Origin of the sequence: Pseudoalteromonas sp. XMcav11-Q (assembly GCF_040104525.1) — a bacterium.
Taxonomy (GTDB): Bacteria; Pseudomonadota; Gammaproteobacteria; order Enterobacterales; family Alteromonadaceae; genus Pseudoalteromonas.
Genome location: NZ_JBECOX010000003.1, coordinates 346,624 through 373,464 on the forward strand (window position 1 = coordinate 346,624; position 26,841 = coordinate 373,464).

At 43.8% G+C, this 26,841-nt stretch carries 37 protein-coding genes and 1 other RNA gene; 5 read left to right on the forward strand and 33 right to left on the reverse strand.

Annotated elements, in window-relative coordinates; all coding sequences use genetic code 11:
• The first annotated feature begins 213 nt into the window (after positions 1 to 213).
• Together ABMY45_RS07095 and ABMY45_RS07100 are read left to right on the forward strand one after the other, a co-directional pair.
• On the forward strand, positions 214 to 696 hold the full coding sequence (locus tag ABMY45_RS07095) for a hypothetical protein (protein ID WP_010605898.1): 483 nt from the start codon (positions 214 to 216) through the stop codon (positions 694 to 696).
• Position 697: 1 nt separating this feature from the next.
• Positions 698 to 1,576: a TIGR03899 family protein gene (locus tag ABMY45_RS07100; RefSeq protein WP_010376727.1), complete on the forward strand. Its 879-nt coding sequence runs from the start codon at positions 698 to 700 to the stop codon at positions 1,574 to 1,576.
• A gap of 80 nt (positions 1,577 to 1,656) precedes the next feature.
• Here ABMY45_RS07100 and ABMY45_RS07105 read toward each other — a convergent pair whose 3' ends face one another.
• The 7 genes from ABMY45_RS07105 to dusA all read right to left on the reverse strand — a co-directional run bounded on the left by ABMY45_RS07105 (position 1,657) and on the right by dusA (position 6,517).
• Positions 1,657 to 2,418 (reverse strand): TIGR04219 family outer membrane beta-barrel protein, encoded by a 762-nt coding sequence (locus ABMY45_RS07105; RefSeq protein WP_010376724.1) that lies wholly within the window; start codon positions 2,416 to 2,418, stop codon positions 1,657 to 1,659.
• 4 nt (positions 2,419 to 2,422) lie between these two features.
• A complete protein-coding gene (locus ABMY45_RS07110) occupies positions 2,423 to 3,409 on the reverse strand; it encodes a DUF2333 family protein (RefSeq protein WP_010605899.1) in 987 nt (328 codons plus the stop codon).
• Positions 3,410 to 3,426: 17 nt separating this feature from the next.
• Complete coding sequence (locus ABMY45_RS07115) at positions 3,427 to 3,951, reverse strand: copper chaperone PCu(A)C (RefSeq protein WP_010605900.1); 525 nt, start codon at positions 3,949 to 3,951, stop codon at positions 3,427 to 3,429.
• 94 nt (positions 3,952 to 4,045) lie between these two features.
• Positions 4,046 to 4,387, reverse strand: coding sequence for a hypothetical protein (locus ABMY45_RS07120; protein WP_010605901.1), 342 nt, complete (start codon positions 4,385 to 4,387; stop codon positions 4,046 to 4,048).
• A gap of 23 nt (positions 4,388 to 4,410) precedes the next feature.
• Complete coding sequence (locus ABMY45_RS07125; RefSeq protein WP_010605902.1) at positions 4,411 to 4,620, reverse strand: PspC domain-containing protein; 210 nt, start codon at positions 4,618 to 4,620, stop codon at positions 4,411 to 4,413.
• A gap of 47 nt (positions 4,621 to 4,667) precedes the next feature.
• Entirely contained in the window at positions 4,668 to 5,324 is a 657-nt protein-coding gene (locus ABMY45_RS07130) for a PspA/IM30 family protein (protein ID WP_349288652.1), read from the reverse strand.
• A gap of 179 nt (positions 5,325 to 5,503) precedes the next feature.
• Positions 5,504 to 6,517 (reverse strand): tRNA dihydrouridine(20/20a) synthase DusA, encoded by a 1,014-nt coding sequence (dusA, locus tag ABMY45_RS07135; RefSeq protein ID WP_349288653.1) that lies wholly within the window; start codon positions 6,515 to 6,517, stop codon positions 5,504 to 5,506.
• 110 nt (positions 6,518 to 6,627) lie between these two features.
• Here dusA and ABMY45_RS07140 point away from each other — a divergent pair, with 110 nt between their 5' ends.
• Positions 6,628 to 7,698 (forward strand): site-specific integrase, encoded by a 1,071-nt coding sequence (locus tag ABMY45_RS07140; protein ID WP_349288654.1) that lies wholly within the window; start codon positions 6,628 to 6,630, stop codon positions 7,696 to 7,698.
• A 41-nt stretch (positions 7,699 to 7,739) separates the two neighbouring features.
• Here the strand turns inward: ABMY45_RS07140 and ABMY45_RS07145 are convergent, their stop codons facing one another.
• The 19 genes from ABMY45_RS07145 to ABMY45_RS07235 form a co-directional block, all read right to left on the reverse strand.
• Positions 7,740 to 7,961 (reverse strand): hypothetical protein, encoded by a 222-nt coding sequence (locus tag ABMY45_RS07145; protein WP_349288655.1) that lies wholly within the window; start codon positions 7,959 to 7,961, stop codon positions 7,740 to 7,742.
• A gap of 267 nt (positions 7,962 to 8,228) precedes the next feature.
• Entirely contained in the window at positions 8,229 to 8,384 is a 156-nt protein-coding gene (locus tag ABMY45_RS07150; protein WP_349288656.1) for a hypothetical protein, read from the reverse strand.
• Positions 8,378 to 8,539 (reverse strand): hypothetical protein, encoded by a 162-nt coding sequence (locus ABMY45_RS07155; protein ID WP_349288657.1) that lies wholly within the window; start codon positions 8,537 to 8,539, stop codon positions 8,378 to 8,380. The genes ABMY45_RS07150 and ABMY45_RS07155 overlap by 7 nt, the downstream gene beginning before the upstream one ends.
• A 2-nt stretch (positions 8,540 to 8,541) precedes the next feature.
• Positions 8,542 to 8,922 (reverse strand): hypothetical protein, encoded by a 381-nt coding sequence (locus ABMY45_RS07160; protein ID WP_349288658.1) that lies wholly within the window; start codon positions 8,920 to 8,922, stop codon positions 8,542 to 8,544.
• Positions 8,915 to 9,379: a virion protein gene (locus tag ABMY45_RS07165; RefSeq protein WP_349288659.1), complete on the reverse strand. Its 465-nt coding sequence runs from the start codon at positions 9,377 to 9,379 to the stop codon at positions 8,915 to 8,917. The genes ABMY45_RS07160 and ABMY45_RS07165 overlap by 8 nt, the downstream gene beginning before the upstream one ends.
• Positions 9,379 to 10,350, reverse strand: a complete 972-nt coding sequence (locus ABMY45_RS07170) for a hypothetical protein (RefSeq protein WP_349288660.1) — start codon at positions 10,348 to 10,350, stop codon at positions 9,379 to 9,381. The genes ABMY45_RS07165 and ABMY45_RS07170 overlap by 1 nt, the downstream gene beginning before the upstream one ends.
• Positions 10,351 to 10,355: 5 nt before the next feature.
• Entirely contained in the window at positions 10,356 to 11,327 is a 972-nt protein-coding gene (locus ABMY45_RS07175; protein ID WP_349288661.1) for a hypothetical protein, read from the reverse strand.
• Entirely contained in the window at positions 11,317 to 11,673 is a 357-nt protein-coding gene (locus tag ABMY45_RS07180) for a hypothetical protein (RefSeq protein WP_349288662.1), read from the reverse strand. Before ABMY45_RS07180 ends, ABMY45_RS07175 begins: the two co-directional genes overlap by 11 nt.
• 8 nt (positions 11,674 to 11,681) lie before the next feature.
• Entirely contained in the window at positions 11,682 to 11,897 is a 216-nt protein-coding gene (locus ABMY45_RS07185; protein ID WP_349288663.1) for a hypothetical protein, read from the reverse strand.
• 109 nt (positions 11,898 to 12,006) lie between these two features.
• Positions 12,007 to 12,333 (reverse strand): hypothetical protein, encoded by a 327-nt coding sequence (locus tag ABMY45_RS07190; protein WP_239420650.1) that lies wholly within the window; start codon positions 12,331 to 12,333, stop codon positions 12,007 to 12,009.
• A gap of 12 nt (positions 12,334 to 12,345) precedes the next feature.
• Positions 12,346 to 13,155: a major capsid protein P2 gene (locus ABMY45_RS07195; protein WP_349288664.1), complete on the reverse strand. Its 810-nt coding sequence runs from the start codon at positions 13,153 to 13,155 to the stop codon at positions 12,346 to 12,348.
• Positions 13,156 to 13,396: 241 nt separating this feature from the next.
• Positions 13,397 to 14,185: a hypothetical protein gene (locus ABMY45_RS07200; protein WP_349288665.1), complete on the reverse strand. Its 789-nt coding sequence runs from the start codon at positions 14,183 to 14,185 to the stop codon at positions 13,397 to 13,399.
• Positions 14,166 to 14,654 (reverse strand): hypothetical protein, encoded by a 489-nt coding sequence (locus ABMY45_RS07205; protein WP_349288666.1) that lies wholly within the window; start codon positions 14,652 to 14,654, stop codon positions 14,166 to 14,168. Before ABMY45_RS07205 ends, ABMY45_RS07200 begins: the two co-directional genes overlap by 20 nt.
• Complete coding sequence (locus ABMY45_RS07210; RefSeq protein ID WP_349288667.1) at positions 14,563 to 15,027, reverse strand: hypothetical protein; 465 nt, start codon at positions 15,025 to 15,027, stop codon at positions 14,563 to 14,565. Before ABMY45_RS07210 ends, ABMY45_RS07205 begins: the two co-directional genes overlap by 92 nt.
• Complete coding sequence (locus tag ABMY45_RS07215) at positions 15,011 to 15,190, reverse strand: hypothetical protein (RefSeq protein ID WP_349288668.1); 180 nt, start codon at positions 15,188 to 15,190, stop codon at positions 15,011 to 15,013. Before ABMY45_RS07215 ends, ABMY45_RS07210 begins: the two co-directional genes overlap by 17 nt.
• Positions 15,174 to 17,135: a replication endonuclease gene (locus ABMY45_RS07220; RefSeq protein ID WP_349288669.1), complete on the reverse strand. Its 1,962-nt coding sequence runs from the start codon at positions 17,133 to 17,135 to the stop codon at positions 15,174 to 15,176. The genes ABMY45_RS07215 and ABMY45_RS07220 overlap by 17 nt, the downstream gene beginning before the upstream one ends.
• Positions 17,132 to 17,377: a hypothetical protein gene (locus tag ABMY45_RS07225; RefSeq protein WP_349288670.1), complete on the reverse strand. Its 246-nt coding sequence runs from the start codon at positions 17,375 to 17,377 to the stop codon at positions 17,132 to 17,134. The genes ABMY45_RS07220 and ABMY45_RS07225 overlap by 4 nt, the downstream gene beginning before the upstream one ends.
• Positions 17,374 to 17,628 (reverse strand): pyocin activator PrtN family protein, encoded by a 255-nt coding sequence (locus tag ABMY45_RS07230; protein ID WP_088531942.1) that lies wholly within the window; start codon positions 17,626 to 17,628, stop codon positions 17,374 to 17,376. The genes ABMY45_RS07225 and ABMY45_RS07230 overlap by 4 nt, the downstream gene beginning before the upstream one ends.
• 10 nt (positions 17,629 to 17,638) lie before the next feature.
• Positions 17,639 to 17,836 carry a YdaS family helix-turn-helix protein gene (locus ABMY45_RS07235; protein WP_349288671.1) on the reverse strand — a complete coding sequence of 66 codons (198 nt, stop codon included), beginning with the start codon at positions 17,834 to 17,836 and terminating at the stop codon, positions 17,639 to 17,641.
• 152 nt (positions 17,837 to 17,988) lie between these two features.
• Between ABMY45_RS07235 and ABMY45_RS07240 the strand changes: the two genes are divergently transcribed.
• On the forward strand, positions 17,989 to 18,603 hold the full coding sequence (locus ABMY45_RS07240; RefSeq protein ID WP_349288672.1) for an XRE family transcriptional regulator: 615 nt from the start codon (positions 17,989 to 17,991) through the stop codon (positions 18,601 to 18,603).
• A 329-nt stretch (positions 18,604 to 18,932) separates the two neighbouring features.
• Positions 18,933 to 19,631, forward strand: a complete 699-nt coding sequence (locus ABMY45_RS07245; RefSeq protein ID WP_349288673.1) for a DUF4760 domain-containing protein — start codon at positions 18,933 to 18,935, stop codon at positions 19,629 to 19,631.
• Between the two features lie 453 nt (positions 19,632 to 20,084).
• Here ABMY45_RS07245 and ABMY45_RS07250 read toward each other — a convergent pair whose 3' ends face one another.
• From ABMY45_RS07250 to rsmI, 7 genes are all read right to left on the reverse strand, one after another.
• A complete protein-coding gene (locus ABMY45_RS07250; RefSeq protein ID WP_349288674.1) occupies positions 20,085 to 21,560 on the reverse strand; it encodes a serine hydrolase in 1,476 nt (491 codons plus the stop codon).
• Between the two features lie 573 nt (positions 21,561 to 22,133).
• On the reverse strand, positions 22,134 to 22,991 hold the full coding sequence (locus tag ABMY45_RS07255) for a hypothetical protein (protein ID WP_349288675.1): 858 nt from the start codon (positions 22,989 to 22,991) through the stop codon (positions 22,134 to 22,136).
• Positions 22,992 to 23,010: 19 nt separating this feature from the next.
• Positions 23,011 to 23,580, reverse strand: a complete 570-nt coding sequence (locus ABMY45_RS07260; protein ID WP_211867610.1) for a hypothetical protein — start codon at positions 23,578 to 23,580, stop codon at positions 23,011 to 23,013.
• A 4-nt stretch (positions 23,581 to 23,584) separates the two neighbouring features.
• Positions 23,585 to 24,445 carry a TIGR04255 family protein gene (locus ABMY45_RS07265; RefSeq protein WP_349288676.1) on the reverse strand — a complete coding sequence of 287 codons (861 nt, stop codon included), beginning with the start codon at positions 24,443 to 24,445 and terminating at the stop codon, positions 23,585 to 23,587.
• Between the two features lie 295 nt (positions 24,446 to 24,740).
• Positions 24,741 to 25,283, reverse strand: a complete 543-nt coding sequence (locus ABMY45_RS07270; RefSeq protein ID WP_349288677.1) for a serine hydrolase domain-containing protein — start codon at positions 25,281 to 25,283, stop codon at positions 24,741 to 24,743.
• Positions 25,284 to 25,521: 238 nt separating this feature from the next.
• Positions 25,522 to 25,892, reverse strand: an RNA gene (rnpB, locus tag ABMY45_RS07275) — RNase P RNA component class A.
• A gap of 54 nt (positions 25,893 to 25,946) precedes the next feature.
• Entirely contained in the window at positions 25,947 to 26,807 is an 861-nt protein-coding gene (gene rsmI, locus ABMY45_RS07280; RefSeq protein WP_206473442.1) for a 16S rRNA (cytidine(1402)-2'-O)-methyltransferase, read from the reverse strand.
• Positions 26,808 to 26,841 lie beyond the last annotated feature (34 nt).

Below are 26,841 nucleotides of genomic sequence, written 5' to 3' on the forward strand. Positions count from 1 at the left end.
CCTTTAAATCCGCACTACTCTTTAATTATAGGCACTGATTCACTCCAGTGTTTACCATCTTACAAAATATGGTACATTTTTACTATTACAGTTCTGTTTGATTAACATACATGAAATATTATAGTCGAGCATAGAACAAAAGAGATGATTTAGCATACTTTTTACCAAAGAGGATTCTGTATCAAACGTTTATCTACTCCTATTAGAATGCTGATGATTTTAGCACTTGTTATCGTGATTGCTGGTTTAGCGATGCCACACCATTATAAAGTGGTAAAAAGCACCGATATTTCTGCAAATAACACAACACTTTCTCCATTGGTGTTATCCCATTGGCCGACATTATTTAATTGGCAAACAACTGAAGACATCCACTTTCGCATACTGCCAAAAAGACAGCGAGTAGGAGCCTCAGCAGTGTTAGTGCATCCTTGGGGAGAAGCAGAAATAACCATCACCAAAATCGACGAACAGAGTTTAGAGCTGTCATTACATTTAGACGATGAACATTTAGCCAAAATTAGCCTTAATTTATTTACCATTCAAGCCGATAAACAACTGACCATCACAATTGAAGGAAGAGCCAATACGCCCTTTATTGGCAGTTTCATCGCACTTTTTATGCAGCAGTATTTACAGCAACTCACTAACTCCGCGGTAAATCATATGCACACACGATATAAACTACGAGCTTGATATGGCAGTCAAAAATGCACAAGTAAAATCAGCCTTAGCGCTTTCGATTGAAGAAAAGCTCGGCTACCCTATGGTGAAACGGATCACACCACTTGTCACTCAAAATGACCGTTATCAGTCTGATAAGAATAAAGACAACCAATACACGGTGCGAACTCAACATGGCACACTAAAACGCGCCCTCAAGCGCCAACAACTAATCAAAATCCAGCGCCAGCAAAATCTTGAGGCCATTATGGGCATGGCGCTTACATTGTGCCCCGAGGTTACCGCCCGAGGTCGCCCAGACCCCGATTGGTTGGAGCACTTCATCACCCTTGCAGAAGACATTGCCAATCACTCCATGCAAAAATTGTGGGCAAAGATATTAGTAGGTGAAAGCATTACGCCTGGCACTTTTTCAATTAAAAGTCTGCAAACCCTAAAGATGATGACCCAACGTGAAGCAACTGCGTTACAAAGATGCGCTCCGCTGTGCGGCTACTTAGAAAAAGAAGACAGCTACCTTATTCTTCATGGCTACTATAAAAAGCCGTCTATTTTTGATTTGCTACGTAAAGGCAGCACTGAATCCATCAATTTAAGCCAAGCAGGGCTGAACTTCCCGAATATACTTACGCTGATGGACATTAATATCCTTTACCGGCAAGAAATTGAGTCCGCTTCACTACAAAAAGGACAGTCAATGCAGCTGGTGTATTTACGTAAAAAAATGACCTTAACGGCCAAATCCAATGACTTGGTGCTAAGCTATTACAAGCTGACACAAACCGGAGACGAGCTAAAAAAATTACTTCAAAGCCCGATAAATAAACAATACAAACAACTTGTAGAAAAGGCCTTTGAAAGCGAGTTTTCTCTCGAGTGGGAAGAGAGATAAAGAAACTATTCTATTTACCAAACAAAAACAGCTTGGTCGATCACTCGTACCAAGCCGCTAAAAGAGTAAACTACACTATCTTAGAAATGTAGTTGGATCCCTGCAAATGGACCAGAGACATCCAGGTCAGTGTAGATATCATCGATATCATCTAGCTCAAGTACCATAGAGCGGTAACCCACTTTTACCGCAACATCAACAGCCATATTGTCGATAAACTCATAAGCGATACCAATTTGATAATCTTGGATTTTGCTGTCATCAATTGCAAGCATGCTGCCTTCGGCAAAAACACTTAGCCCTGTAAGTGGTAAACCCACTTCACCGCGCAAATAACCGAGAGGAACAAAGCCTGAGAATTCAACTTCTTCTGTACGTGTTTGACCATTTGCAGTACCAGTTACCATGATAGAACCGTCAAACTGCTTAAAGTTCACACCAAAGTCTAACGTCAACAAGTCATTGTCTAGCACTTCGTAATACAATGTGTAGTCGATGTGGTTTAGATCTGCGTTTGTTGTCGCGTCAGTACCTACCGTATAAACTTGGCCGCCAAAGTCAAAAGACTCTGTTAACGTCGTTTGACCATTTAGCTCAAGCTCGGTATAGCGTAACTTGATATTTGGCACTAACGGTACTGGGTGCTCAAGTGCAGCATAGAAACTCGTAAAAGTTTCATCGTCAAAGTTAAAGGTTTGCATATTGCCTTTTTCAGCAAAGCTACCTTCGGTTTCGGTATCCCACCCTTCTGCACCGACATAAAGCCCGAGTACCGTGTCTGCGTGTGCAGCAGGTGCTAAGCAAGCGAGAGATAATGCCGCTGCTAAAAAGTGTTTTTTCATGATGTTATCCTTGCGCTAAAAGTTCACTAAGTTCGATGAGAGCCGCATTGGCTCGCGAAATATAATTTGCCATAACCAGAGAATGGTTCGCTACCAAGCCAAAGCCACTGCCGTTTAACACCATAGGGCTCCACACCGTCTCTTGAGTCGCCTCTAACTCTCTGATGATCTGCTGTAGGCTGACAAGTGCATTTTTCTTTTCAAGCACAGGTCTAAAGTCATGCTCTACCGCTTTCATATAGTGCAGTAACGCCCATGTGGCGCCTCTGGCTTCATAAAATACATCATCAATCTGCCACCAAGAGGTTTTCACCATATTATGGCTTGGCGTCATGGTTGCTTGATCAGCTGCCGAATCCCCAGCTAAATCGGTATTTAATCTGTCTTGCCCTACGCTCGCACTTAATCTTTGGCTTAAGCTGCCCATGCGCTTTTCGGCCTCTTTTAACCAAGCTCTCAAGTTATCAGCACGCGCATAAAACTGGCTATCGCGGTTACTATTATCAGAAATTTGAGTCAAATACTGACGTAGTAAATCATTACCTTTTTGATACTCACCCTCAGCACTTGGCCACATCCACGCTGTTGAACTGATATTAAACTGTGGCTGAGCTAGCTTTAAACTCGGGTGCTCTGTCGATTGAGATTGTGAACGACTAAAATCTTTACGCATCGAAAGCGTAAGATCTCGTGTCATCTCAAGCACACCGTACTCCCAAGCAGGCATGTTATCCATCATTACGCTTGGTGGCATCATGTCATTCGACAAATAACCGCCCGGCTTATTCAGCAATGTATCCGTCACTTTAATCAAGGTATGTGTCGTTACATATCCAGTGACCAATGTATTGCCATTTTTCTGCGCATCCGCTTTTGCAACTGCGACGACGTCAAACTGTTCTGGTTCCACACTCCAATATACGGCTATAACATAACCCAGAAGTATGACAGCGATAATGCCAGAGATGATTTTTCCCGTATGATTTCCCATTTAATACCTCACTGTTTTTAGTGATGAGAGTGATGTCCTGCGTTTGATTTTTCTTTGCCACCAAACATATCTGCAAGTGCGACGACTTCAGCCATTGTGAAGATCCTATCGCCATCAGCAAAATATAGCGTAAGCTTACGCTGCTCACCGACTTTTAATGTTTCTATTGGTTCAAACACCATTAAGTGATAACCACCAGGCTGAAATGTCACTGATTTCCCCGCTGGAATAACAAGCTCGTCAACGCGTTGCATTTTCATCATGTCTTCTTTATGTACATGCTCGTGAATTTCAACACGCTTAACACCCTCGAGCGCAGCCTTAACCAACACTTTATTTTGCTGTGTTGGGTTTTCAATAACGAGATAACCTGCAGTTGAAGGTGCTGCCGGTAAAAATGCACGCACGGTTGCGTTGTGAACAGAAAGTTGCTCCGAACCATGATGATGTTCACCATGCTCATGCCCTTGATGAGCTGAAGCGTTAAAGCCGATAAAAGTTGATAAAGCAAAAATTAAGGTTTTGATTACACTTGATTTCATGTTGGCTTTCCTTGGATTTATAACTGCAAATAACTATATCACAGATCCCAATTTAGCGTGTTTTTTATCTCCTATCACCAACAAAAACCACTACTCAAGCTTTTGCCTGAGCAGATTTGTCTACCACTAACCACACAATTGCAATAATACAGATGAGTGGAAATAGCACTATCAGCGAATTAAATAGCAATGTCATTACTAGCCCAATGAACACAATAAGGAGCAACCCTAAAACACCTGCGCTCAAGAGTGCTCCTAGCACCACCAGCGCTACAATTGCAAATAGCAACGTGAGTATTTCAAAGCCAAACCAACCTAGGTCAAATCCCATATCGAGTTGCAGATCGCTGATGTCTAACCATATTAGTGGCAGCGACACCCAAGATAGCGCCAATAAAAATACCAGCGCTAATAATATACCGGCCACGACTTTCATAGTGCCTACCTCGTCGCCGTTACTTAGTTTTCGTATTGCGCTTTTGGCATTGCAAACCAAGCGACGCCATACGCTAGCATTACAAATATTGGAAACTTAAAAAACAGCAATACCGTTAGTAAACGCGTTAACCAAATTGGCATATCAAAACGTTGTGCTAGTTGCGCACATACGCCACCAATTTTCTTTGAACTATTCATTTGAGACAGTGTTGATTGATATCTATTTTTCATCTTTATCCCCTTTCGCTTTGATTGCTCAGTTGGTGTAGGAGGCGAGCCTAGCTCGCCATTTTTTGCTTCAGTTGGGCTAATTCATCGTCGATTTGTTGTTGCTTTTGCTCATCTTCAAAGCGCTGCCATACATCAGGCTGCCCTAAGTCATAGGATTCGACTTCAGCTTCAAGGCGCGACACCTTACGCTCTAACTCGTCGAACTTGCGCGTTGCAGAGCGCATGTCGTCACTATTCAGCGTTTGTTTGATGGTTAACCTTGCCTTACCAGCTTCCAAGCGGCGCAACATGGCCTTTTCTTTTGCCTTTAATTGCTGAATTTTGCTTTGCAACTTGTCCGCATCTGCGCTGAGTTTTTCAAGTGCAGGCGTTAGGTCATCAATTTTTTGCTGTGCTTCTTGTGCTTTTTCGGTTTCTCGCTGCTTTTGCTCAAGGGCTGAGCGGGCAAGATCTTCACGACCTTTTTCAAGAGCATGTTCGGCTTTGCTTTGCCACGTTGTCGCAGCTTTGTTTGCTTGCTCAGCTTGACGCTGCGCTACTTTTTGTTGGCAAATAAGCTCAGCTGCCGTTGCACGACAATCAGATAGCGCTTCTTCTAAATCACGCACTAACTGAGTTGCCATTTTTTGTGGGTCTTCCGCTTTGTCTAGTAACGCGTTAAGTTCTGCTTTGATAAGGTCTTCAATTCTGTTGATGATGGTCATTGTTCGGCTCCTTTTATAATATAGTTAGACTATTCCAAGAGCCGTGCCAAAAATAAAAACAAAATTAAATCATTGAGTTAAGGTTTTTTGAAAAGAAAAATAGATTTATTGAGATACATTAAATAGTGAAAAAGACGATAAAATCGTCTTTTTCACACATAGGATTGGAGCAATATATTTTACACTTCAGGTACAAAAGACAGCGCCTTTTCCATCACTTCAATACCAGCCTCTTTTTTGTGACCGTTTTCTGATAAGTGACGACGGAAACCTCTCGCACCTGGCTGATTTTGAAAAATACCCAACATGTGACGCGCAATATGCCAAAAGTTTGCACCATTCGACATTTCACTTTCAAAGTAGTCATACATGCTTCTTACGACTTGATGGCGAGTTTGCGTAAACGCAGCTTCGCCATATAGCAGCTCATCAACCTGCGACAACATAAACGGATTGCTATAAGCCTCACGGCCAACCATGACGCCGTCAAGGTGAGCCAAATGATGCTGACATTCCTCAAGAGTTTTAACACCACCGTTAATACTGATATGCAGATCTGGATAGTCTTTCTTTAATTGATAAACACGAGGATAATCTAATGGTGGGATCTCACGGTTTTCTTTCGGGCTTAGGCCTTGCAACCATGCTTTACGGGCATGAATGATAAAGTCATCACAGCCCACCGCCTGCGAGGCTTCAATCAACGCCGTAAGAAACTCATAAGAGTCTTGTTCATCAATACCAATGCGCGTTTTTACCGTTACCGGAATACCCACTTCTGCCTTCATCGCCGCCACACAATCAGCAACGAGCTGAGGCTCAGCCATTAAACACGCCCCAAAGCGACCATTTTGCACGCGATCTGACGGGCAACCCACATTTAGGTTTACCTCACTGTAGCCATATTGCTCAGCACGCTTAGCACACTCTGCCAGCGCCTTAGGATCAGAGCCACCCAACTGCAATGCCACTGGCAACTCATGCGCACCAAATGCCAAATAATCCCCTTTACCAAAAATAATCGCACCTGTGGTGATCATTTCAGTATAAAGCACCGCATGTTTAGTCAGCTTGCGGTGAAAGGTTCTGCAATGGCGATCAGTCCAATCCAGCATCGGTGCTACACTAAAGCGGCGAAAGCCTGAATCGCTTATATTTACTGGCTTAAAGCCTGATTTCACTGAATTTTGCATAGTACCTCTATTGCTCTGGAACGCCTTGAATTTCAGCCAATTTCGATATACAGTCACCCTCATGTCACCCTCGCTGGGTAGGACAGATCAATAACTTACAGGAACTTCCTATGGCTGGTTATAGAATCGAAAAACGTAAGCTTAGCTCTGGCGAACTGCGCTATAAATGTATAGTTCGCGAGAAAAGCGAGGGTAAGATTATACACAATGAAAGCAAAACATTCAGCACAAAAGCACTTGCTGATACTTGGGGCAGAAAGCGATTGCAAGCGCTAGAAACAGAAAGGGTGACTGAAAAGAAAAATGTAGTCACCCTAGGCACCCTGCTTAATCTTTACTTTGAAAACCACGACCTTTGGAATAATACCGGCCGCACCAAAAAGTATGTGATTCAAATGCTGATGGATTGTGATATTGCCAAAATTCAGTCTAATGCACTTAAAGTAAGTGACGTGATCGAGCATTGCAGAAATCGTCGTGATGCTGGCGCAAGCCCTTCCACCATTTATCATGATGTTGCTTATTTACGCTCCGTGATGAAGTTGGCCTACCCAGTTTGGGACATTGACGCTAACTACAAAGTATTTGAAGATGCCGTGCCTGTGTTAATTGACATGGGACTGGCTGGCAAAAGCCAAAAGCGCACCCGCCGCCCAACAGGTGATGAACTGGCTCAACTGCGAGAGGGATTGGAAAAACGCATGTCTTATCGCTCTAATGGCACTAAGCGTATTCCTTACCTAGATATTCTAGACTTTAGCTTACTTACTTGTATGCGCATTGGCGAGGTATGTAAGATCACTTGGGATGACCTCAACACCGAGCACAAAACCGTTCTAGTCAGAGATAGAAAAGATCCCCGCAAAAAAGCCGGCAACCATATGATAGTGCCTTTACTGGGTGAATCATTCGATATTGCTCAGCGCCAACCCAAAACAGATGAGCGTATATTCCCCTATAACCCCAAGAGTGTTTCATCAGGATTTCAGCGGGTACGTAATGAATTAGGAATTGAAGATCTACGCTATCACGACCTACGCCGCGAGGGGGCTAGCCGCTTATTTGAAAAGGGCTATTCTATTGAAGAAGTTGCCCAAGTTACTGGGCACCGGAATTTAAACGTTCTTTGGCAGGTGTATACGCAGTTGTTTCCGCATAAATTGCATGAAAAAAGCAATTAACACGCAAAAAAGGGCTGTTAAACAGCCCTGAGACCTTAAGATTAGGATATTGCTTTTAAACTATACCCATCAAAAGTTTTATAAACACCATTTTCTAAATTTACTGGCTTACCACAACTAGTAACATAATCTTTCATTCCATCATATGTTCTCTCTGGGCCACTTAACGGCCGTGTTGTTATTTGCTCAACTTTCTCTAAAATTTCATAAGCTTTACCATTCTTGTCTTCAAATAATCCAACTCTATTAACTTTGTAAGCCATGCAGGCCTCCTTAAGTCTATTTAATTTACTTTAAATAAATTAAAAATAATTTAAATAATGACTAAGAGGTGCTATCATTTTTTCGCTAAATCAAATGAGAGTGACCCCTAATAGTCGCTTCTTGTATAAGGCCATATTAAAAATATGGCCTTTTCTATACCTGACTCGCAGTAGGTATAATTTGATTATATAGAGTTGTGGCTTTTTTAAGCAACCCTTGCTTGATCGTTTGCTTTTTTAAAAAGCAGTTATGTTTATAAGTAATACCTAATTCAAAGCCTCATCCAACGCCGCAACCAACTCATCATCCAACTTATTCGATGACTTGCTTGCCAAATGTTTGGCGGTGGCTAGGCACACCCGTTTGATAAATGCCTCGGTGGCCAGTTTGGTTAGTAGGTATTTTCCGATTGATGTTAGCATTTTCTATTCTCCAACTTAGTTACCCGGTCTTCGAGCGATTTAAACTTCTCTTTTGCCATGTCTTTAATCCATTTCACATCGGTTTTGATGGTGGCAACGGTGGCAATACCCACCCCAGCCTGAATTAAAATACCCAGTAATGCGCTGTCGCTCATGATTACCTCGCTTGTACGGTTTCGATGGTTTGGGGTGACACTTCGCCGTCTAGCAATACTTCGTATTCAGGGCGCAGACGCATATCAGCATCAAAAATGGTGTCCACAAGGGCTTGGTTTTGTGGGTTTAGTTTTATGATGGCTTCGAGCCACAGTTCATCTTTAACTTTGTAGCTAAAGTCGAGTTTTGACTTATCCAAGAAGAAGCCCGCCCACTCGCGCTTTATGTCGTGTGAGCCGTTGGCCTTAAACTGCAACTTGGCTAGTAGGTTGCCAAGCGGCTCGGTAAACGATTTTGAACCACTATCAATGTATTTGTAGACGTAGTACAAGCCGCCAACCGTCAGTAATAGGCTTAGGTTTTTACTGATAAAGTTACCCATAAAACCCCCACTTGAAACCCCGTTGGATTTGCTCAGCGGAATACGGTTGCTGGCCGTTTTCCATGGTTATCATGGCTTCAATCACCTTGGGGTATTCCTCGGGCGATAACGGCTTTTTACTGTCCACGCCCACCTTGTTTGACACGAACGCGATATAGTTGGCCGTGTCGTTTTCCACTGGCGGCGCCCATCGACTGATAATGCCCTCTATATTGGCAATACCATATTTAAAGGCGTAGGTTCGCAGGATACGGGCAGCAGCACGAATACCATGCTCGGCGGTTTCAAAAATGGCAAAGCGCCCGTCTGTACCTGCCAGCCCCACCCAGTTTTCACCCGCTTCAATGTTGAGCGGGTTGTTATTGCGGATACCCCGCGCGGTTTGTTGAGTCGTCATGTATACCCCAATACTTAAAACAATTAATGCCGTGATGATGTGTGGTGTTTGGAGCTTCATCAGTTATGCTCTGTTGTGATTTGAGCCGTACCACCGATGGCAAAAATAGCGTTATCACTCGATAACCGATTGAACGCTATCCACGACTCTGTACCAGTAACCGCATCACCATCATGGTCGATTAAGAACACCCTGTGATACCCCCACGAAAACGCCCTTTCGGTGACACCTTCCCACACTTTTTTGTCGCCCTGCTCCATTGCATGACCACCACTGTACCAGCCCATTTCTATGAGTTTCTCCGTGTCAGGCTCTCCCTCTGTAATAAATATTCGAGGACTATAACTACCGCGCGTTGGTACTGCTACCGCCTCCAATTCCACATCAATACTGAATGGAATACCATCCATTCGTCTTGGTATATAAATATCAACATAAGGGATACCTGCCGCCATCAGTTTACTGCGCGTCAACACTTCGCTATAAGCCCACTTATACTCACCTAGACGCTTGGGTACTGTCATTAATGGGGCTTTCGCATCATCGGTGATCCAGCAATTCACTTGCCCATAAACCTCAATATTGATTTCCTGCCCAGCCTTGTAGCGGCGGCCATTTTGTACAACACCGTTAATCACTTTTAAATCTTCGCCACCAAGCCAAAACTCAGAATCCATTTCAACACGAGCAACTATTCGGCTTGGGTCATCATCGAGTAATGTTTGAATACCATTACCAATGATTTTTTCTTCACCTCTTAACGTGCGAGGCCTATTCGATACTTCCTTAAAGTCAAAGGGAACATTGCCAACCCAAACAATGATTTCTTGATTTGGGGCGCTTACCTCAATGCGGTCATACTGAACATTGTGCAAACTCATGCCTTGCCATACTCGAGTTTCTAATACGGGGCTGCCCCCTTTAATGAGTTTGACCACGGTGTCTTGAGTTGCTTTAAGTACATGAAAGTAACGACCAGCCTTGTTGATTTCCACAAAGCCAAATTCGCCAGTGTGAGTTGGATAAATCATATCTATTATCTCCTAGATAGTGCCAAAACAGCCAAACCCATGCCGCCTAAACCTAAAAAGACGTACATCATGGTTTTGTTGGTGCTGATAGCGAGCTGCTGACCGTCCGAACGACTCGCGTGGTCGGCGAACTGCAGCGCTTGTTTGTGCGCCATGAGCGTTTGGTCATTAAACGTTTCTTGTGCCTTGGTTGTGGAATCCATAAATTGCAGCCCCAAGTCTTTAGCCAGATTGGATGCGTTATCCATGGAATACACGGCTACATCGGTCATGCGCGCGTTGGCGTTGTCGGTGGCATCAATGGTCATGCCTGCCAACTGTGCCGAGTTGTGCATTGAATCGCTTGCCACATCGGTAATGCGAGCGTTGGCATCGCCTAACGCATTCACTGTGGTGTCGAGCGTGTCCCCAGCAAAGCCCATCACATCGCTATTAATGCCCGCCGAGAGCGTCATCATTTCGCGGGCTAGGTCGCTGTTTTCTGTGATGGCATCACGGGTTAAAGCGTTTTGCGCGTCAATGCTGTCGGTGGCAATGTCGCTAGTAATGCCCATGGCGTTTTCACTGAGCACCATGGCATCGCGGCTGGTATCGCCCACTTGAGTTAATGCGCGTTCACCAAACACCATGGCGTCCGTCATCGCCCCGCCCGCTTGGGTTATCACTTCTTCCCCAAAGCTGAATGAATCCGCCAAGGTGCTGCCCGCAAAGTCGAGCGAGTCACGATTGATGTTACTGGCAAAGTCAAAACCGTCCCGTGTCATATCACTGGCGGTATCAAAGCCCGCAATACTGGCATCGGCCATATTGCCGCCAATGGTTTGAATTGCATCAACTAGCCCATGGTCGGTTTGGGTGATGTTGTATGTGTTGCCATCGCCATTGGTGATATAGCCGTTATTATCACCGTGCACCCCAATACTCGTGCTGGTATTGTTGGTGGTTTGACTTGATCTGCTTCTGGATTTACTGCCCATTTAAAGCCATCCTATAAATTGCATAGCCGTCCTCGTCTGTCGACTCGTACACAAATGAATAGGCCGACAATAAACGTTTTAACGCCTTGCGTTTGGTGTGGTACACAATCGAGGGGGCTTTGATGTGGTGTGCCAACGCCACAATACTTGGCGCAATCGACAGTAAGTTCTTACCCTCGGCACACACCACACACAGCCCGTCACGGTCATGGCGTAGCACGCAGTAACAGCCATCAAACTCAACCAGCGCCGCTAGACCTTGCGCCACTTCGGCTTTAATCGTTTCAAAGTCTTCTGCTGCCGCCGATTGAATATGATGAATTTCGCTAATGTGTGCGATACGCAAACCGCCCCCTATTTTTTCAACAAGTACAAAGCCGCAACGGCCACCACACCGATAATCAATAATTGATTGTTGGTGCCGCCGCCAAAATTGATGTTGCCGCCCGTAAAGCCGATTGATTGGGTTTGGTCGCCCGTGCCCGATGTTGCGCCCGAGCTAATGGGACTGCCCGCCCCATTGCTCAGGTTAGGCACTGCGCCCGTTGCCCCGAGCATTGCGCCAAACATTAGGCTTGCTCCTTGTCACGCAGCCAATCGCGAACGTAGTCGGCCACGATTGCGCCGACCACCGAGATGGCCACGCCGTACGCAAAGTATTTCAAGTTCTTTGGATTGTTCATTTCATTGCCTTCATTGCTAAAGCCACTACTAACAGCCCACCAAAGCCATACAACACGGTTTTTTGCGGTAAACCGAATACCATAGGCTCTTTAGGCTGCGCCGTTTGGGTTTTTGGAGCATCCACAAGCACCGCCGCGCCGTTGTCTAGCTCGGCGGCGTTCATGTGCTCTTTTTGGGTGACACCGTTGGACGATTTAACCGCTTTGACTTTCTCGTAATCGCCCCAGATTTTTAGCGCGTTACCCAAAAATGAGTTCGCGCCATCCCAAAAGCCACCACCGCTGTTTGTTGCCGCCATTGTTGGCGCTCCCTCTGGTTGCATAGCTCAACCCCCTTAGAATGTTGATTTGGCGTAATCGTCAAAGTAATGAACGACTACCTCAGCGCTGCCCGCTTCCGTGGCTTCTACCCGTAAGCGCATATCGTTGATGGTGTTATCGAGCGCCAATGCACTAAACACATCGCCAGATAAGAACAAATCAATGGCGTGCACGTTGGCACGCGGCGAGCGACCGCGCTGTTTAAGGTGGTGTTTGTGTAGTGCTGTAGGAATGTGGTCACGCCATTTCACGTTGTTAACCAAGAACTCAGCTGAGTCGATACCCGCCTTTTTAATCTCAATTAACGCGATTTTTGCACCCAATGGGCGTGGTAGGTTTTCAATTTCATTGATACCCACGGCAAAGTTGTAGCGGAACGAACGGCGTTTGAATAACCAACCAGGAGCGCTGGGCGATGACTTTTCAGCAAATGCTTTAATCACCGGGTCGGCCGCATCGGCGGCAATATCGAACTTAACTTGTGCAATCGACAAGCCCATGGTGCCAAGGGCAAAGAAACGCTGCTCAACCAATGATGGGTTTAACACACCTTGGATTTCAGGACGGGCAAAATACAGCGTGGCATAGCCCGCCGCTTGCTCGCGCTTAAAGTAAGCGTTTTCGTCAAGCAAATCTTGCAACGTGGCGTATTCGGTCAGTGTACGACCTTGCAGCTCAACTTTTAGGTTTTTGATTTGATCAGGCGTAACCCCCGCGTATTGCAGGTGAATTTTTTCGTAGGTACGGCCAACAGGCAGCGTTAACGACACACTGCCGCCAGCGGCCACACCTGTTAGATTATTAAGCGGAGAAACTTCTAACATTGCGCCCCCTTAACCTACGATTGTGCGTTTGATTGAACGAAGTGCGCGAACGTTACTGAGTACGGCAAGCACGCCCAATGTAACACCCACGGACGTTAAAACTGTTTTATTCATCATGCGATTTACCTGTTTTGTTGAAATAATCGCTAAGTAATAAATCAGGCGTTTCGCTCTTGGGGCAAACGGTTTTCGCTCTAGGGGGAGCGAAAAGAGCGAAATTTTCGCTCTTTTGGGTGATTTTTTATGCGGCTCGCAGTTGCTCAAAGGTGAGATTTTTGGCTTTGCCCGTTTTCAGATAGATGACTTTTGGCTCAATATTGCCAATGCCGCCCTTATATTTAATCAGATAATAAAGGCGCTCATCTTCATAATGGGCGTTGAGTTTGCTCAGTTGGTAAATGTCTTTAAGCTCGGCATCTAACTCAACCGATACTCGTTTGGCATCCGCTTGGGCTTCTTGTGCGCCCAGCACTTTACGGGGCGAGTTATTCCAAATGGTTTTGGGCACTTCTTGCGAACGCTGAAATACCGTGTGCAAAATCACACCGAACTTTCGCCCACCGGTTGCCAGCTCACCAATGATGGAATCGTCTTTGCCAGCGGTGTCGCTAAGCTTGGCCAGTTCCTCAATCACAACGTGCAATTCTCGGTTGCCGTCCGCCGCTTCCCACATGAGTTGACCAAACCAGTAAAGCTCGGCTTGCTTGGCTTTTTTAAGCTGATCGCCTTTTAATGACTTGGGGAACTCGGGGCTATAAGCCACAACAAACTTCTTGCCCGAGCGCCACGCATCGACAAAGGCTTGAGCGAATTGCTTTCGGGTGCTGAAGTGATGCACCGCACGACCACCAAGGCCATTAAAATGCCCTTTTTTGCGACCATCAAATTTATAATCGCCGTATAAATCGAAAATCGCGCATTGGTCGCCCACCAAATCAAGCAACTTCACGGCGGTGGTTTTGCCGCCGCCAGTGCCAGCCAAATAACATACGTGCCGTGCCTTTAGGGCGTTATTGGGGTTTATAGGCAAAATTCACCTCCTCTTTTGCTTCGCTTTTCGCTTCGGTTTCGCTTGCCGTATTGGCTTTTTCATGCGCTTTGATTTGCTTATACACCGACAGCGCCGCCGACCCGAGCACTAGCCCGAGTTCAATTTCTTCTTTCCAACGAGCCAGCCACGGCGGCATCCCACCTTTGCAGTACTTGCGTACCACTGGCGCGGCTTTTTCGGTGATGACTTCGCGGGTATCGTTGTCGATGGTCACGGGTGCTTCAATGTTCGACTCAATAAAGTCGGCCAATGACGATACGCCATACCCTGCCAGCGCACTAATGTCGCTGTCGGTCATTTCTTCCGTTTCGCTCACTTCGCCCGCTTGGGGTTCGCTGTGAGAATCGGCGGTAAACTTATCGAGATGGCTGTACTCTTCCGCCTGTGGCGATGGCTGCGACTCCGATTGCACCGAGGGCGAGCCAGCCCCAAAGGTTAAATCGTCCATGGCTGTCGCTATCGGTGTTTTCTGTAGTTCGCTCGGTAGTGGGTTCGCTTGATTTTGCATGTTCATTTGCTCCTAGTTCGCTATGGTGTTGCTCAATTTTCGGTGCCCATTCGTCTGGCGCTGGGGTGTGATGCGCCGTGACGTTTTCGGGTTCGCTTATTTTGCTTTGTAAAGCTTGTGGTTGCTGGTGTTGCTGGTTTATGGCTTTTGCCCATTTCGCTTGCAAATTCGCTCCGCTTCTTTGGTCTAATCCGCAGTTTTTGCAGTGCAAATACAATAGCTGTTTACCATTTTTGCGGCGGCGGATACTGGCGAACGAATCGCAGCCATCGCACTCAATTACGCCTAATTCCTCGTTAGTCGATTTCGCCATAAGTCGCCTCCAATATTTCTATTCGACTGACCATTTCTGAGAGCAAAGCCACGGTTTCATCCAGTGCCCCCTCTGCCAATTCGGTTTTTTTACCTGCTTTAAAGGCGGGTAACTTTTTCGCCTGGTCGATTTTGTCTTTGATTGACCTAACTATGTGTTGCATAACTCATTGACTCCTGCATTAGCTGTCCTCCGCTGACCCAGTAATGAGTCACGGTTTGGTTGATTTCGTCTGTTTCTTGATAAGTTGCTCCCCGAATTACCGCTTCGCGATGTTCTGGGGGAATTAAAACGATGGGATTTAATTTATCCCCGTGCCCGACCTGCCAATCATGGGCTGGGGTATTACAGTTATTTCCAGTGCTCCAAGGTGAGTCGCTGCCGCTCCTCTTTAAAAGCCACTGCGTGGCTCTAGTTACATACGTAGTACCATCTGAAACAATCCCGACTACGCGCTTTTTATCCTCGCCATAGTGGTTAGTGCCGTTGTCTTCTTTGGCTAAATCCACGGGGGCGGGACGCTCACCCAATGCGCCGCCGAGCAATTCGATAAATTCCGCAAAGCGGCTGTTATCCGCAGCCTCGAAAATCTCTTGGGCTATTTCCGACAGTTTTTCGACAGACTCTTTGGGCACACGGCGAAATTCACGCCAAAGGCCAACGGGTGCGCCACCGATAAACTGAAATTGACGAATACGCCAACGACTCGCCCACGCAGCCACATTCATCACAATGCCGTTTTCTGGCTCTATTGGCTGGCCTGTTTCGTCGTCGTACATATCATCCATGTGCGCGCCGTTAATATTTTTAGAAATATATTTGATGATGTAAGACACGGCATCGCCTTTGCTTTTGTCTTCAGGCGTGGCATCAAAACGATTTTTCGCGGCTCCTTCTTCATTGCCGTCATGTTGTAAAGCATAGCGGCGCAGGGTGTTGGTTACTGTGGGCTCGTCACTCGGCTTCATAAACAGCACCATGTGCCAATGCGGGGTTGCATCGGCATGAGGCTCAACAATACGTAAGCCAAACACTTTTACTTCAGCTTTGGATAGCTCAGCACGAACCTTTGCCCACTGCTTTACCAAATACTCTTGGGTTTCCCGTGGTGAAGCATTGTTGTATTTATCACTGTTAGCGTGGTACTTGGACGGTGCTGTGATGGTGTAAAACATGCAGGACATGCCCTGTTGTTCTGCCCACTCTTTGTAACCTCTGATCCGCACTATCATTTCAATGCGTCTGATCTCAGGGTTTGAAATAGACCCCTCGAATACTTTGGCAAGATCGATGGTATCGCCGTCTTTGCTTTCTAACTGCATAGACTCGACCCACTCGGCCTGTGACTTTTTGCTATGGCGAAACTCTTGCACCGCATCTTTACTGGCATAAGGGGAGATCCCTTTTTTGACCTGCCCCATAGTGATATTCAAATGCTCAAGCGTAGTGTCACGCAACCGGTCGAGCTTGCGCAGCCACCACATATCACATTGCATACGGCGAATACCGCGTTCTAATCGGTCGGCTAGCAAATGAGTATTACAACGCTGCCAGCTATCCTCTATTCGCGTGGACTTGGCGGCGTTAAACGTTGCTTGGTAAGGCGGCTTTATCCCCTGTGACAAAGTAAAATCGTGCATTGCGATATAACCTGCAAATACAAGTTGCTCTAAATCTTCCTCTGTCATTGAGTGAGTAAATTCGACAATACCCATTTGCTGGCAGATCGTCGCCAATTGTTTGGCTTTATCTTTACGGGCTTTTTTATTGTTTAATTCGCGGACGGTAAGTGGTGAACGCTCGATAATTTCGCTCACTCGCTCTGTGGTTTTGCGCAGATAAATATTGGCAGAACGCTCGGGGTTTTTAGCGCTGCTTGAGTTAAAACGTTTGGCATATTCGCGGGCAGCAATGCGGCGCAAACGATTGGTTGGTATTTGCGCCAGACGCTCTTTTACTTGCTCTGCGGTTTTATCAAACCCAAACATACCCCAACAATGAGGCGCAGCCCGTGTAATGGTAATGGGCTGCATCTTGGGGTTGTCGGTATTGGTATCAACCAGCTCCCAGCAAATAGGGAGTGAACGAGACTCAGGTGTCACACTCACAGCACAACCCGCTCATTCATGCGATTGCGGGCGGCCATCGCCAGCGCCGACTTTAATAACTGATTGCTACGCTCACCATTTTTACGCGCACGCTGTTCTTGCTCTAGGCGCTTGGCCTCTGCTTCACGCCTTGCCTTGTGCGCCCGAATTTGTGCGCGTAGTTGCTGAACTTTCATTACTTGGATTTCCCAATGGCTTGGGTCTGTGATCAGCTCTTTAACTTCAACAACGGTATGGCTCATGATTGCACACGCTCCCATTCAGCTCGGGCGCTGTCGTATTGTGCTTGGAGATAATCAGCCAAATCATTCACGTTAACGAATGTTGGCGCACGTTCAGAGTCGCGCATTTTGAATGTAGGAATTGGAAACTTACCCGCTTTGGCATGTTGCTCAGCGGTCTTTGGGTTTACACCAAAAAACTCTTTGCACACATCCCTTAGCGGAACCACTGGATTATTAAAACGAGCTAAAAGCGCAAAAGTCATATTCATCGCTATGTCCTTATTTCTCGTGATCAGATAACAGCTCACTTACTGAAACCTGACCATTCGTTAGTTTTGAAATTTTGTTGATGTACTTTGCCGGGGCTTGTCCATATTTATTTATCCAATCCCAAACCGAGGCTTGTTTAACACCTAATGCGTTGCCTAGCTTTGTCTGTCCACCATACAATTTTACTGCTCTTTTTATACCTTCCATAAAAAAACCACTAAAATACTGTCTATGGCGGTAATTTAATACTGCCAAACTGCGGTTGTCAATACCCCTTTTCGCTGTAAAATAGCTATTGACGGTAGTTGAAGATGATAAAAATATAATTCAGGCTGTTTAAGCACCTATAAGGGACTGTTATGAATATCGGAGAAAGAATAAGAAATAGACGTAAAGAGTTGGGCTTAACACAAGTGAAGCTATCTGAACTGGCAGATATGGCACAGCAAACACTTCAAAAGCTCGAATCAGGGAAAAGTCAGACTACAAAAAAACTAGATAAATTAGCAGAAGCTCTTAGCTGTACACCTGAATATTTGCAGTTTGGAGTTGGTGAACTTGATAACGCATCCATTGGACCCGAAATTAGAAATAGGCTTCCCTTGATCAGCTGGGTTCAAGCTGGCGCATGGGCTGATATTCAAGAAGTCAGTGAATTAGAAGCCGAACACTTTCTTTGCCCTGTTAATTGTAGCGATAAGTCTTTTATACTTAGAGTGCAAGGTGTAAGTATGGAACCAAAGTTCCAAGATGGTGATTTGATATTTGTCGATCCAGAAGCGGCCTGCGTTCATGGCTCTTATGTGGTGGCACGACTAGATGACGATAATCAGGCCACGTTTAAACAACTTATAATCGAAGGCGGGCAAAAATACCTAAAAGCACTAAACCCTAATTGGCCAGATCAACTTATTCCAATTAATGGGAATTGCACGCTAGTTGGCAGGGTTGTTTTTACTGGTAAGTCTTTGTAACAAGGGATAAAAGGAAATAATGCGTTTGTAGGCATAGTAAGCCCATGATGCCAACACTGTGAATATATTCTCTTTTTATCACTTTATATTGATCTTGCCTTTGGTACTTTCCTACTTTATAGTTATTAACAATAGTATCTTAATAAAACCAAGCCAAAAACAAGGCGAATAGGTACTGTTAGAACTTAAGAATCTTAACCGGAGATGATATTATGAACACAATGACCTACAGAGAAGAAGACTGGGGCTTTTAATAGCACTTTCTTAACAAGAAATAGAATTCACTAGAGGGGAGCTAAACGCTTCCCTTTTCATTTCAGGGAAACTTTATGTTAACAAGAATGCCTTACTGGCTCATAATCCTTATCGCTAGTACTACTTTATTTATACTGAGCAGCATAGCCTATCACGCTACGACCTATAGTATATTAGCACCGCTGGCTGTACTTGCATCTGCAGTCCTAGCTGTTACCGCTGCGACAATAACTATTAAGTCGAATAATCATACATTTATGCAAACAAACGCATTAGCCTTTCAACAGTCGCTTCTTACTGATGAAACCTATAAACGCAGCCTCGCTGACGTAAGAAAAGCAATAATAAATAGGGATAAAAAACCTTTAGTAGAGTTTGCAAAAGAACACTTAAGTGATGATGAGAAAAAAATAAAAATTAGTATAAATTATGTTCTCAACACTTGGGAGCGAGCTGGTAATGCAGTTAATCATGGGGTCTACGATGAGCTATACCTTTACCAAGCTTATCGCTCTATGGTAATTGATTTGGGAATATATTTTAGAGATTACATCCATGAAATACAGAAACTGAGGAACAACCCTTGGTTCTTTAAGCACTTTACAGATCTGGTTATGGTTTGGACTAAAAGAAGGAACCTTTACTCTGAATACCATACTGGTCAGCAGCTTACAGAGGTATATAAGATGTTAAATCGGATAAAAGTTGGAAAGCGGCCAAAATATAAACAAATTAAAAAGTTTGAAAGGTTAATTGAAAGATTTTCGAGGTAATACTCATATAAGACTTCTGAACCAAACATGGACTCTGTCAACTAAGCATGGATAGCTAAAATTCAAGGCAGTCACCCTAGTCGTTTAGGTGATCCTTTAATCACCCTTAAACCTTTATACACTTTAGCAATCAAGAAAATCCGTCCAATCCAGCATGGGTGCAACGCTAAAGCGGCGAAAGGCATCAACACAGTGGTTAGGTGTTTGTGGCTCAAAGGGTGGAGTAGGTTGTTGGCTCATGGTATGACTTTCTCAATCAGGTTTACTATCAATGGCCTGTACTAGTTATGTCTATAGCAGTACATAGCTCAAATAGGTGATTGCGTAGTATACCGCAGCTTCTAATACTTCGTTAAGTATAGACAGCGATTTATTGCCAATACCAAAAAGCCGCAAGTAATTGAACTTGCGGCTTTCGATTTGCTTAGGCTGCCGTCACAGTCTTATGGAGAGTTAAAGATACTCCTTCACTACCGCTACTTTATTTTTTGCGAACTGACTGTTTGGGTTTATCGCAAGTAACTGCTGATAGTGCTCAAGTGCTTGTGCATACTGCTTATTTAACTCATACGCTTGCGCGATGCTGTTGTGGTAATATGGCTGCTCGTTATTTTGTGTCAGTGCAAATTTAAAGATTTCGATACCATTATTAACTTGACCATCTTCAACAAGCTTATTGCCCCACTCCACCAAGATCTCTAAATCATACATTACACCGGTATCTTGCTGCGCTTTTGCAAACGTAGTCGCGAAGTCGGCAAAGCCTTGTTTATCTGTAAGCTGCTTTAAGTACGCCATTGGCTGGTAGGACTTTTTCTTATTAGCGCCGTTAAAGTTGGGAATATAGTAAGCGGCAATATTATCAACAAACTCAATGGGTAATCCACCCAACAGGTTAGTAAGTACAATCACGGAAACCTTGTCTTCAGGGTAGGTGATCACCGTAGTCGCGTTTCCTCCGCTTGCGCTGATCGCTGGGTGATATTTACGCTGAATCACTTGCCAGCCCATTGCATAGCCGTTTTCTTTGGTGTTAAAGGCTTCTGTACGCCCGTTGTTCAGCTTAACTGGCGTCCATAGCATATCTAACTCTTTAACCAGCTCGCCTTGTTGTAGTGATACAACATAGTTAGCTAGTTCCGTTGCGGTTGAACTCATTCCCGCGGCGGTTCTCAACATATAAGGGAATTCGCCGTAAAAGTTTTTGTAATTCTCCTCACCTAAATGAATATATTGGCGAGCCTGATTTGGCACCATAAGTTCAAGATAATCAAAACCTGCCTGCGCGGTTTGCGGCATATTGGCACGTGCTAACTGCATCTTGGTAATAAAAGCAGGAAACCCTTCAGGTGCATATTTATCAATGATTTTACCCAAAATCACATAGCCGGTTTGGTTATAACTAAAACGCGAGTTAGGTGTAAATTGAAGAGGCTGCTTTTGCACAGCTTGCCATGAGGCATCAATATCGTTCGGTACAATGGTTTCTAGGGCATAATTTGATGCAAGGATCGGCGGCAAACCTGTGGTGTGACCCATTAATTGATTAATTTTAAGTTGCTGCCAAGCCTTTGGTAAATCGGGTAAGTGCTTACCAATTTCATCGTCAATGTTTAGATAACCTTGCTCAGCGAGCTGTACAATCGCAACACCGGCAAACGCCTTTGTCATCGAATTAATCGGAAATAACGTCTGCTCAGTCACAGGAACTTGATGCTGTAAGTCTGCAAAACCATAACTTCCTTGCTTAATGATTTTATCGTCTTTAACCACGGCCAACTGTAAGCCCGGAATATGCCTTTCTTTCATGAGGGTTTTGATCAGCTTGTCTACCGACTCAGCCTTCACTATGGATGAAAATAATGCCGACCATAAAAGCGTGCCAAGCCATAACAGGGTTGATAGTAAAACTTTGTTGTTCTTGTACATGATAGTTCCATTACTCATTTTCGCTTGAGAGATGGCTCTATCTGTCCAAGTATTGTACCAACCTTAAAAGTCATTATTTGTCAGTAACTTAAATAAAATCAGCAAGTGAAAATTGGTGAATAAATTAATGAAAAGTGGTGAGATATACAAATAAATGGCGTTTTTAACAAGGTAACCGTGAGGTGATAAAGTGGGAGTCTCAAGCGTAAACATCTCATGTTGGGATGTTTACGCTTGAGGTGTGAGTCAGCCTATAAGCTGAAAAGTAAACACATCAATGCGTTATAAAACAGCACATTGGATTTAGTTTATCTATTTAGTGACACACTCGGTGGCACAATTTGCAAGCTAAAACACTCTCTAGTTATTCAAGGGAAGATCAGTTTTAAATTTACGATGGGCTAGCTTAATCCAGTCGAATAGGTCAATACTGATAATTACGGATAGCGTTCACTTATTGAAAATGGTGAGCCGCAGTAGGTGGTAGTAAAATAGCTGATTATACTGAACTTGTGTGTACAAACTTATAGTGATACATCAACACGCTTTATGCTAACAATAAAATATTTCACGCTAATAACAAAGAAACTCTAGATTAAACTCTTTCATATGAAAGGCATTAGCAAAAGTAAATTCATCGTAGCGCCCTGTCAGTGACAACATTACAGCATCCGGAACATCTATTTCCCCTTCATAACTATCTAACTGTAATGGTTTAAGGAATGATTCTTTTTCATTAATTTCAGTAAGCATTTCCAAAAGCTTAACAGAAATTTCTTCCGCCTGTTCCTCACTACAAGCATCAGTCAGAAGTGCGCAAAAAGATATATTGTATTCATCTGCATTTTCATCATTATCAGGGGAAATATAAACCCGTACAGAATCTATATTCTCCTGATTTTCCTGAAGAAAATCTGGGAACCATTTACCTTCTGCAGTATAGTAATATTTAAAGGCCCGATTAAACTTATCGGGGAAAGGTACTCTAGTATACTCTAGTCTTCTCCAATCTAAGAGGCGTCGCTTTTGCCAATGAGCAAGCTGTTCAAGCCTGATAAGCTCATCATGAAACAACTTCAAAATAGCTTCTTGATTTACTTTAGAAAGCTCAGTTTCTTTAAAGCTATAAAAGTCTTCACCTATTTTAAAAACTAATTTACTATAGTCTTGAGCATTTAATAGATGTTGATACTTTTCTTCATTAAACCTTTTCTCTTTCTTCCCTTGTAGGACTTCGATAGTGTTTCTAGAAGCAATCCCACACTCCTGCGTGAGCACTAATAAAATATTAGAAGGACCTACCTTTCCATCCGAGAATAGTCCAAATCGCCCTGCTTTTATGTCTTGAAAAATTGAATTATCGCTACCAATCCCCTTATCGAAAGTAAGAATTGTTCCCTGACGAATACCAATTTCAATCAACTCTTGCACTGACTAAACCTACCTCAAATTAGCCTACTTGACCTATACCAGCTAACCGAGTAGCAGCTAAGTTCGCATCAATTTTAACCTTTCTAAGCGTTATACTATCTAATTTATCACTTGCCTTTTCGAAATAAGGTATCATCTTTTCAAGGCTATCTTTGTTCGCAAGCAAATGCTGCACTAGTGTTTTCCTTTCAATAAGGACACTTCGCATGGCTTTGCATATGTCACCACTAAATGACTCTTCTATATGATTAACAAAGCAAGCGAGTTTAAAATATGGTTCCATATTTTTTACTTTACCTTTTCTATGCAAATCTAAAGAGGCCCTTGAAATATCAAGTAACTTAGCAATTTCTTGGATTTTTAACCCTAATACCCTCTGACATAGAGATACACAATCCTCAACATGTAATAATGCTGGCAAAGGCCGTTCGCTCTCTGCTTTAGTCTTTGGAGAGTAAATGACATAGGTGTTATTTTCTACATGTACTCTAGGAGGCAAAAATCTAGCTTCTTTTTCTGTATAAACCTCTATCGGAGGTGGCAACATTGCGGCTGGCCCACCAATACTAGCTAAATCATACACTTGCATAAACTTACTCCATCAATTCCCAAATTCCATTACAAACTTCAGCATTAATCATTTTATCAAATGTTAATCGGCCTTCTTTATACAACTCTTCTAAATGCTCTCTAATTTCGGTTTTATTGTCTTCAGGTGTAATTAATTTTGAACCTTGGGTATGCACTAGTGCGTAATGCTTACCAACCGAACTTTCTGGATATTCTACAGAAATCGGCATGCCTAATTTACTATCTGGTTCTATCAGAGTGTCCGGTAAAAGCTTTGGTAAGTTTCTTTGTTCACCTTCTCCCGTAGCCCCTATCGGTAGCTGCTCTAGAGATACCTGTACTTTCTCTCTTTTAGAGTCAAGAATTCGGCTAAAGTTTAGTCCGCCAAATTGAAAAAAGTCGTTGCCATTACTATAGAATTGACCTATGGGCAAAGTGACTCCTTGAAACATGTCTGCTAATTCACATTCCACAGGAATAAAGTGATCAACATAATGAAGTTCAATCTCACTAATTGGATTTTCTACGGCAAAGCCGCTTTCAATAAACTTCTCATAGAATGAATAGGCATCATCTAAAAAATGTTTATGATCGTCATATTCACTCAATCTGAACTCTAAAACTTGCTCCGAAATAATAGCGCAACGCTTACTATTAGCGGAAAAAAAACCAACCCTATCAACTGTTCCTTCTGAAAACTTAAAGTTTTCACCAGACTGATGTAATTCTAATTGATTAACTTTACTTACAACAATTCTTTCAAGACCAATTGTTTCTAGTTTATTAAGAACATCTTTATATTTGTCTTCAGCATATTTGCCAAACACCTTGCTAAATTTTAACTTAGCGGCAACGTATTTGACTGGCGGCTTTTGATATTTCACTTTTTATCCTATGAGCTCAGCTTAAAAGTAGACATTTTTTTTGACGTTTTATTTGACGTAATTATGAACTAATAGTTCCCTACTTTCAATTAATCTTATAAAACAGTAGCTGCTTTTTCAGAACAATTGAGCATAACGATAAATATACTTTCTCAAACATTAAAGCCTATTACCCATTTTTTAAACCCCTATCAACACATTGATTTACCAATATTTTTCATGTTAAAAATTACTAATCTAATGACTTTTTCTTTGATCAGTCTATCAGAGTATCGCAAAATAGTGGGCAAATACTTTAAAGTATTGATGTAAGGACGTAACTCTTCCATGGTGTGAAAAGAGGCTGCTTTTGCACAGCTTGCCATGAGGCTTCCACATCGTTCGGTACAATGGTTTCTAGGGCATAATTTGATGCCAGGATCGGCGGCAAACCTGTGGTATGACCCATTAATTGATTAATTTTGAGTTGCAGCCAAGCTTTAGGTAAATTAGGTAAGTGTTTACCAATTTCATCGTCAATGTTTAGATAACCTTGCTCAGCTAACTGTACAATCGCAACACCGGTAAACGCCTTTGTCATCGAATTAATCGGAAATAACGTCTGCTCAGTCACAGGCACTTGATGCTGTAAGTCTGCAAAACCATAACTTCCTTGCTTGATGATTTTATCGTCTTTAACCACGGCCAACTGTAAGCCCGGAATATGCCTTTCTTTCATGAGGGTTTTGATCAGCTTGTCTACCGACTCAGCCTTCACTAAGGATGAAAATAATGCCGACCATAAAAGCGTGCCAAACCATAACAGGGTTGATAGTAAAACTTTGTTGTTCTTGTACATGATAGTTCCATTACTCATTTTCGCTTGAGAGATGGCTCTATCTTTCCAAGTATTGTACCAACCATAAAAGTTATTTCTTATCAGTCACTTAAATGAATTCAACGAGAAAACACTGGTGAATAAATTAACGAAAAGTGGTGAGATATACAAATAAATGGCGTTTTTAACAAGGTAATCGTGAGGTGATAAAGTGGGAGTCTCAAGCGTAAACATCTCATGTAGGGATGTTTACGCTTGAGGTGTGAGTCAGCCTATAAGCCGGGTTCTGTTCACTCCCGAAGGAGATCGATAATCATTCGTCTAGGCCTAGGATCGCTCCTAGGCTCGAGCAACCTACCCGGTTCCGATGCGGGCCACACCATAAGGAACCCTATTTGGTCTTGCTCCGGGTGGAGTTTACCTTGCAACCAACTGTTACCAGTGGCCCGGTGCGCTCTTACCGCACCCTTTCACCCTTACCGGTCCCGAAGGACTTAGGCGGTCTTCTCTCTGCTGCACTTGTCGTAGGCTCACGCCCCCCAGCCGTTAGCTGGCACCCTGCCCATTGGAGCCCGGACTTTCCTCCCCCTGATCATTTTCGTCACAGGCAGCGATTATCCGGCTGACTCAGGCGGGCGATTATACGCACTTTAATGCAATAACGCACGCGATAAATTGCGTGTATTACGCTTCTCGCTCAGCAATGATAGCCTTATACAAGGCGTTCTTTTTTAGCCCTAAATATTCAGCTGCCACGCCGCAGGCCTTCTTCAATGGCATTTCAGGCTCTAGTAACTCAATCAGCTTTTTCGCTTCTGGCGTTAATGCTTGTTCATCTCTTTGTTCACCGGGTAGCATCAACACCAGCTCACCTTTTTGCTTTTCAGGCGTTGCGGTTAAAAACTCAATGAGCTCGATAACCGTGCCACTGAAAAAGGTTTCGTAGGTTTTGGTCAGTTCTTTAGCAAAAACGACTTGTTGTGTTTCGCCCAGCGCGATTTTCATATCTTCTAGACTCGCCATAATGCGGTGGGTGCTTTCGTACAAGATACTGGTGATGCCAGAGGCGACTGCATCTTTAAAAAATTGCTGACGCGCTTGGCTTTTTGCTGGTGAAAATCCCACGAATTGGAATTTATCTGTTGGTAAGCCTGAACAACTCACGGCAGCAATGGCGGCACACGCGCCAGGAACGGGAGTAACGGTAGCACCCGCTTCACGGCACAGGTTTACCACAGCATAGCCTGGATCGCTGATAAGCGGCGTACCCGCATCAGACACTAGCGCGATGTCTTTGCCTTCGTTTAACCAATCTAAAATTTGCTGCGCTTTTTGCTTCTCGTTGTGATCATGCAGTGCAAAAGTTTTTGCTTTAATGCTAAAGTGGCTCAATAATTTACCGGTGTGGCGCGTATCTTCGGCAGCGATTAAATCGACCTGACTTAACACTTTCAGTGCACGTTCACTGATGTCATCTAAATTACCTATTGGTGTCGCTACAATATGTAGGGTGCCGATTTTGTTTTCGTTGTGAAGATTAGCCATTGAGCTCTCCAATATCAGTCAGTAAGATATCCAC

Coding starts and splice junctions, on each gene's coding strand:
- ABMY45_RS07095 (WP_010605898.1), top strand. CDS start 214: ATGATTTTAGCACTTGTTATCGTGATTGCTGGTTTAGCGATGCCACAC.
- ABMY45_RS07100 (WP_010376727.1), top strand. CDS start 698: ATGGCAGTCAAAAATGCACAAGTAAAATCAGCCTTAGCGCTTTCGATT.
- ABMY45_RS07105 (WP_010376724.1), bottom strand. CDS start 2,418: ATGAAAAAACACTTTTTAGCAGCGGCATTATCTCTCGCTTGCTTAGCA.
- ABMY45_RS07110 (WP_010605899.1), bottom strand. CDS start 3,409: ATGGGAAATCATACGGGAAAAATCATCTCTGGCATTATCGCTGTCATA.
- ABMY45_RS07115 (WP_010605900.1), bottom strand. CDS start 3,951: ATGAAATCAAGTGTAATCAAAACCTTAATTTTTGCTTTATCAACTTTT.
- ABMY45_RS07120 (WP_010605901.1), bottom strand. CDS start 4,387: ATGAAAGTCGTGGCCGGTATATTATTAGCGCTGGTATTTTTATTGGCG.
- ABMY45_RS07125 (WP_010605902.1), bottom strand. CDS start 4,620: ATGAAAAATAGATATCAATCAACACTGTCTCAAATGAATAGTTCAAAG.
- ABMY45_RS07130 (WP_349288652.1), bottom strand. CDS start 5,324: ATGACCATCATCAACAGAATTGAAGACCTTATCAAAGCAGAACTTAAC.
- dusA (WP_349288653.1), bottom strand. CDS start 6,517: ATGCAAAATTCAGTGAAATCAGGCTTTAAGCCAGTAAATATAAGCGAT.
- ABMY45_RS07140 (WP_349288654.1), top strand. CDS start 6,628: ATGGCTGGTTATAGAATCGAAAAACGTAAGCTTAGCTCTGGCGAACTG.
- ABMY45_RS07145 (WP_349288655.1), bottom strand. CDS start 7,961: ATGGCTTACAAAGTTAATAGAGTTGGATTATTTGAAGACAAGAATGGT.
- ABMY45_RS07150 (WP_349288656.1), bottom strand. CDS start 8,384: ATGCTAACATCAATCGGAAAATACCTACTAACCAAACTGGCCACCGAG.
- ABMY45_RS07155 (WP_349288657.1), bottom strand. CDS start 8,539: ATGAGCGACAGCGCATTACTGGGTATTTTAATTCAGGCTGGGGTGGGT.
- ABMY45_RS07160 (WP_349288658.1), bottom strand. CDS start 8,922: ATGGGTAACTTTATCAGTAAAAACCTAAGCCTATTACTGACGGTTGGC.
- ABMY45_RS07165 (WP_349288659.1), bottom strand. CDS start 9,379: ATGAAGCTCCAAACACCACACATCATCACGGCATTAATTGTTTTAAGT.
- ABMY45_RS07170 (WP_349288660.1), bottom strand. CDS start 10,350: ATGATTTATCCAACTCACACTGGCGAATTTGGCTTTGTGGAAATCAAC.
- ABMY45_RS07175 (WP_349288661.1), bottom strand. CDS start 11,327: ATGGGCAGTAAATCCAGAAGCAGATCAAGTCAAACCACCAACAATACC.
- ABMY45_RS07185 (WP_349288663.1), bottom strand. CDS start 11,897: ATGTTTGGCGCAATGCTCGGGGCAACGGGCGCAGTGCCTAACCTGAGC.
- ABMY45_RS07190 (WP_239420650.1), bottom strand. CDS start 12,333: ATGCAACCAGAGGGAGCGCCAACAATGGCGGCAACAAACAGCGGTGGT.
- ABMY45_RS07195 (WP_349288664.1), bottom strand. CDS start 13,155: ATGTTAGAAGTTTCTCCGCTTAATAATCTAACAGGTGTGGCCGCTGGC.
- ABMY45_RS07205 (WP_349288666.1), bottom strand. CDS start 14,654: ATGGACGATTTAACCTTTGGGGCTGGCTCGCCCTCGGTGCAATCGGAG.
- ABMY45_RS07210 (WP_349288667.1), bottom strand. CDS start 15,027: ATGGCGAAATCGACTAACGAGGAATTAGGCGTAATTGAGTGCGATGGC.
- ABMY45_RS07215 (WP_349288668.1), bottom strand. CDS start 15,190: ATGCAACACATAGTTAGGTCAATCAAAGACAAAATCGACCAGGCGAAA.
- ABMY45_RS07225 (WP_349288670.1), bottom strand. CDS start 17,377: ATGAGCCATACCGTTGTTGAAGTTAAAGAGCTGATCACAGACCCAAGC.
- ABMY45_RS07230 (WP_088531942.1), bottom strand. CDS start 17,628: ATGAATATGACTTTTGCGCTTTTAGCTCGTTTTAATAATCCAGTGGTT.
- ABMY45_RS07235 (WP_349288671.1), bottom strand. CDS start 17,836: ATGGAAGGTATAAAAAGAGCAGTAAAATTGTATGGTGGACAGACAAAG.
- ABMY45_RS07240 (WP_349288672.1), top strand. CDS start 17,989: ATGAATATCGGAGAAAGAATAAGAAATAGACGTAAAGAGTTGGGCTTA.
- ABMY45_RS07245 (WP_349288673.1), top strand. CDS start 18,933: ATGTTAACAAGAATGCCTTACTGGCTCATAATCCTTATCGCTAGTACT.
- ABMY45_RS07250 (WP_349288674.1), bottom strand. CDS start 21,560: ATGTACAAGAACAACAAAGTTTTACTATCAACCCTGTTATGGCTTGGC.
- ABMY45_RS07260 (WP_211867610.1), bottom strand. CDS start 23,580: ATGCAAGTGTATGATTTAGCTAGTATTGGTGGGCCAGCCGCAATGTTG.
- ABMY45_RS07270 (WP_349288677.1), bottom strand. CDS start 25,283: ATGTACAAGAACAACAAAGTTTTACTATCAACCCTGTTATGGTTTGGC.
- rsmI (WP_206473442.1), bottom strand. CDS start 26,807: ATGGCTAATCTTCACAACGAAAACAAAATCGGCACCCTACATATTGTA.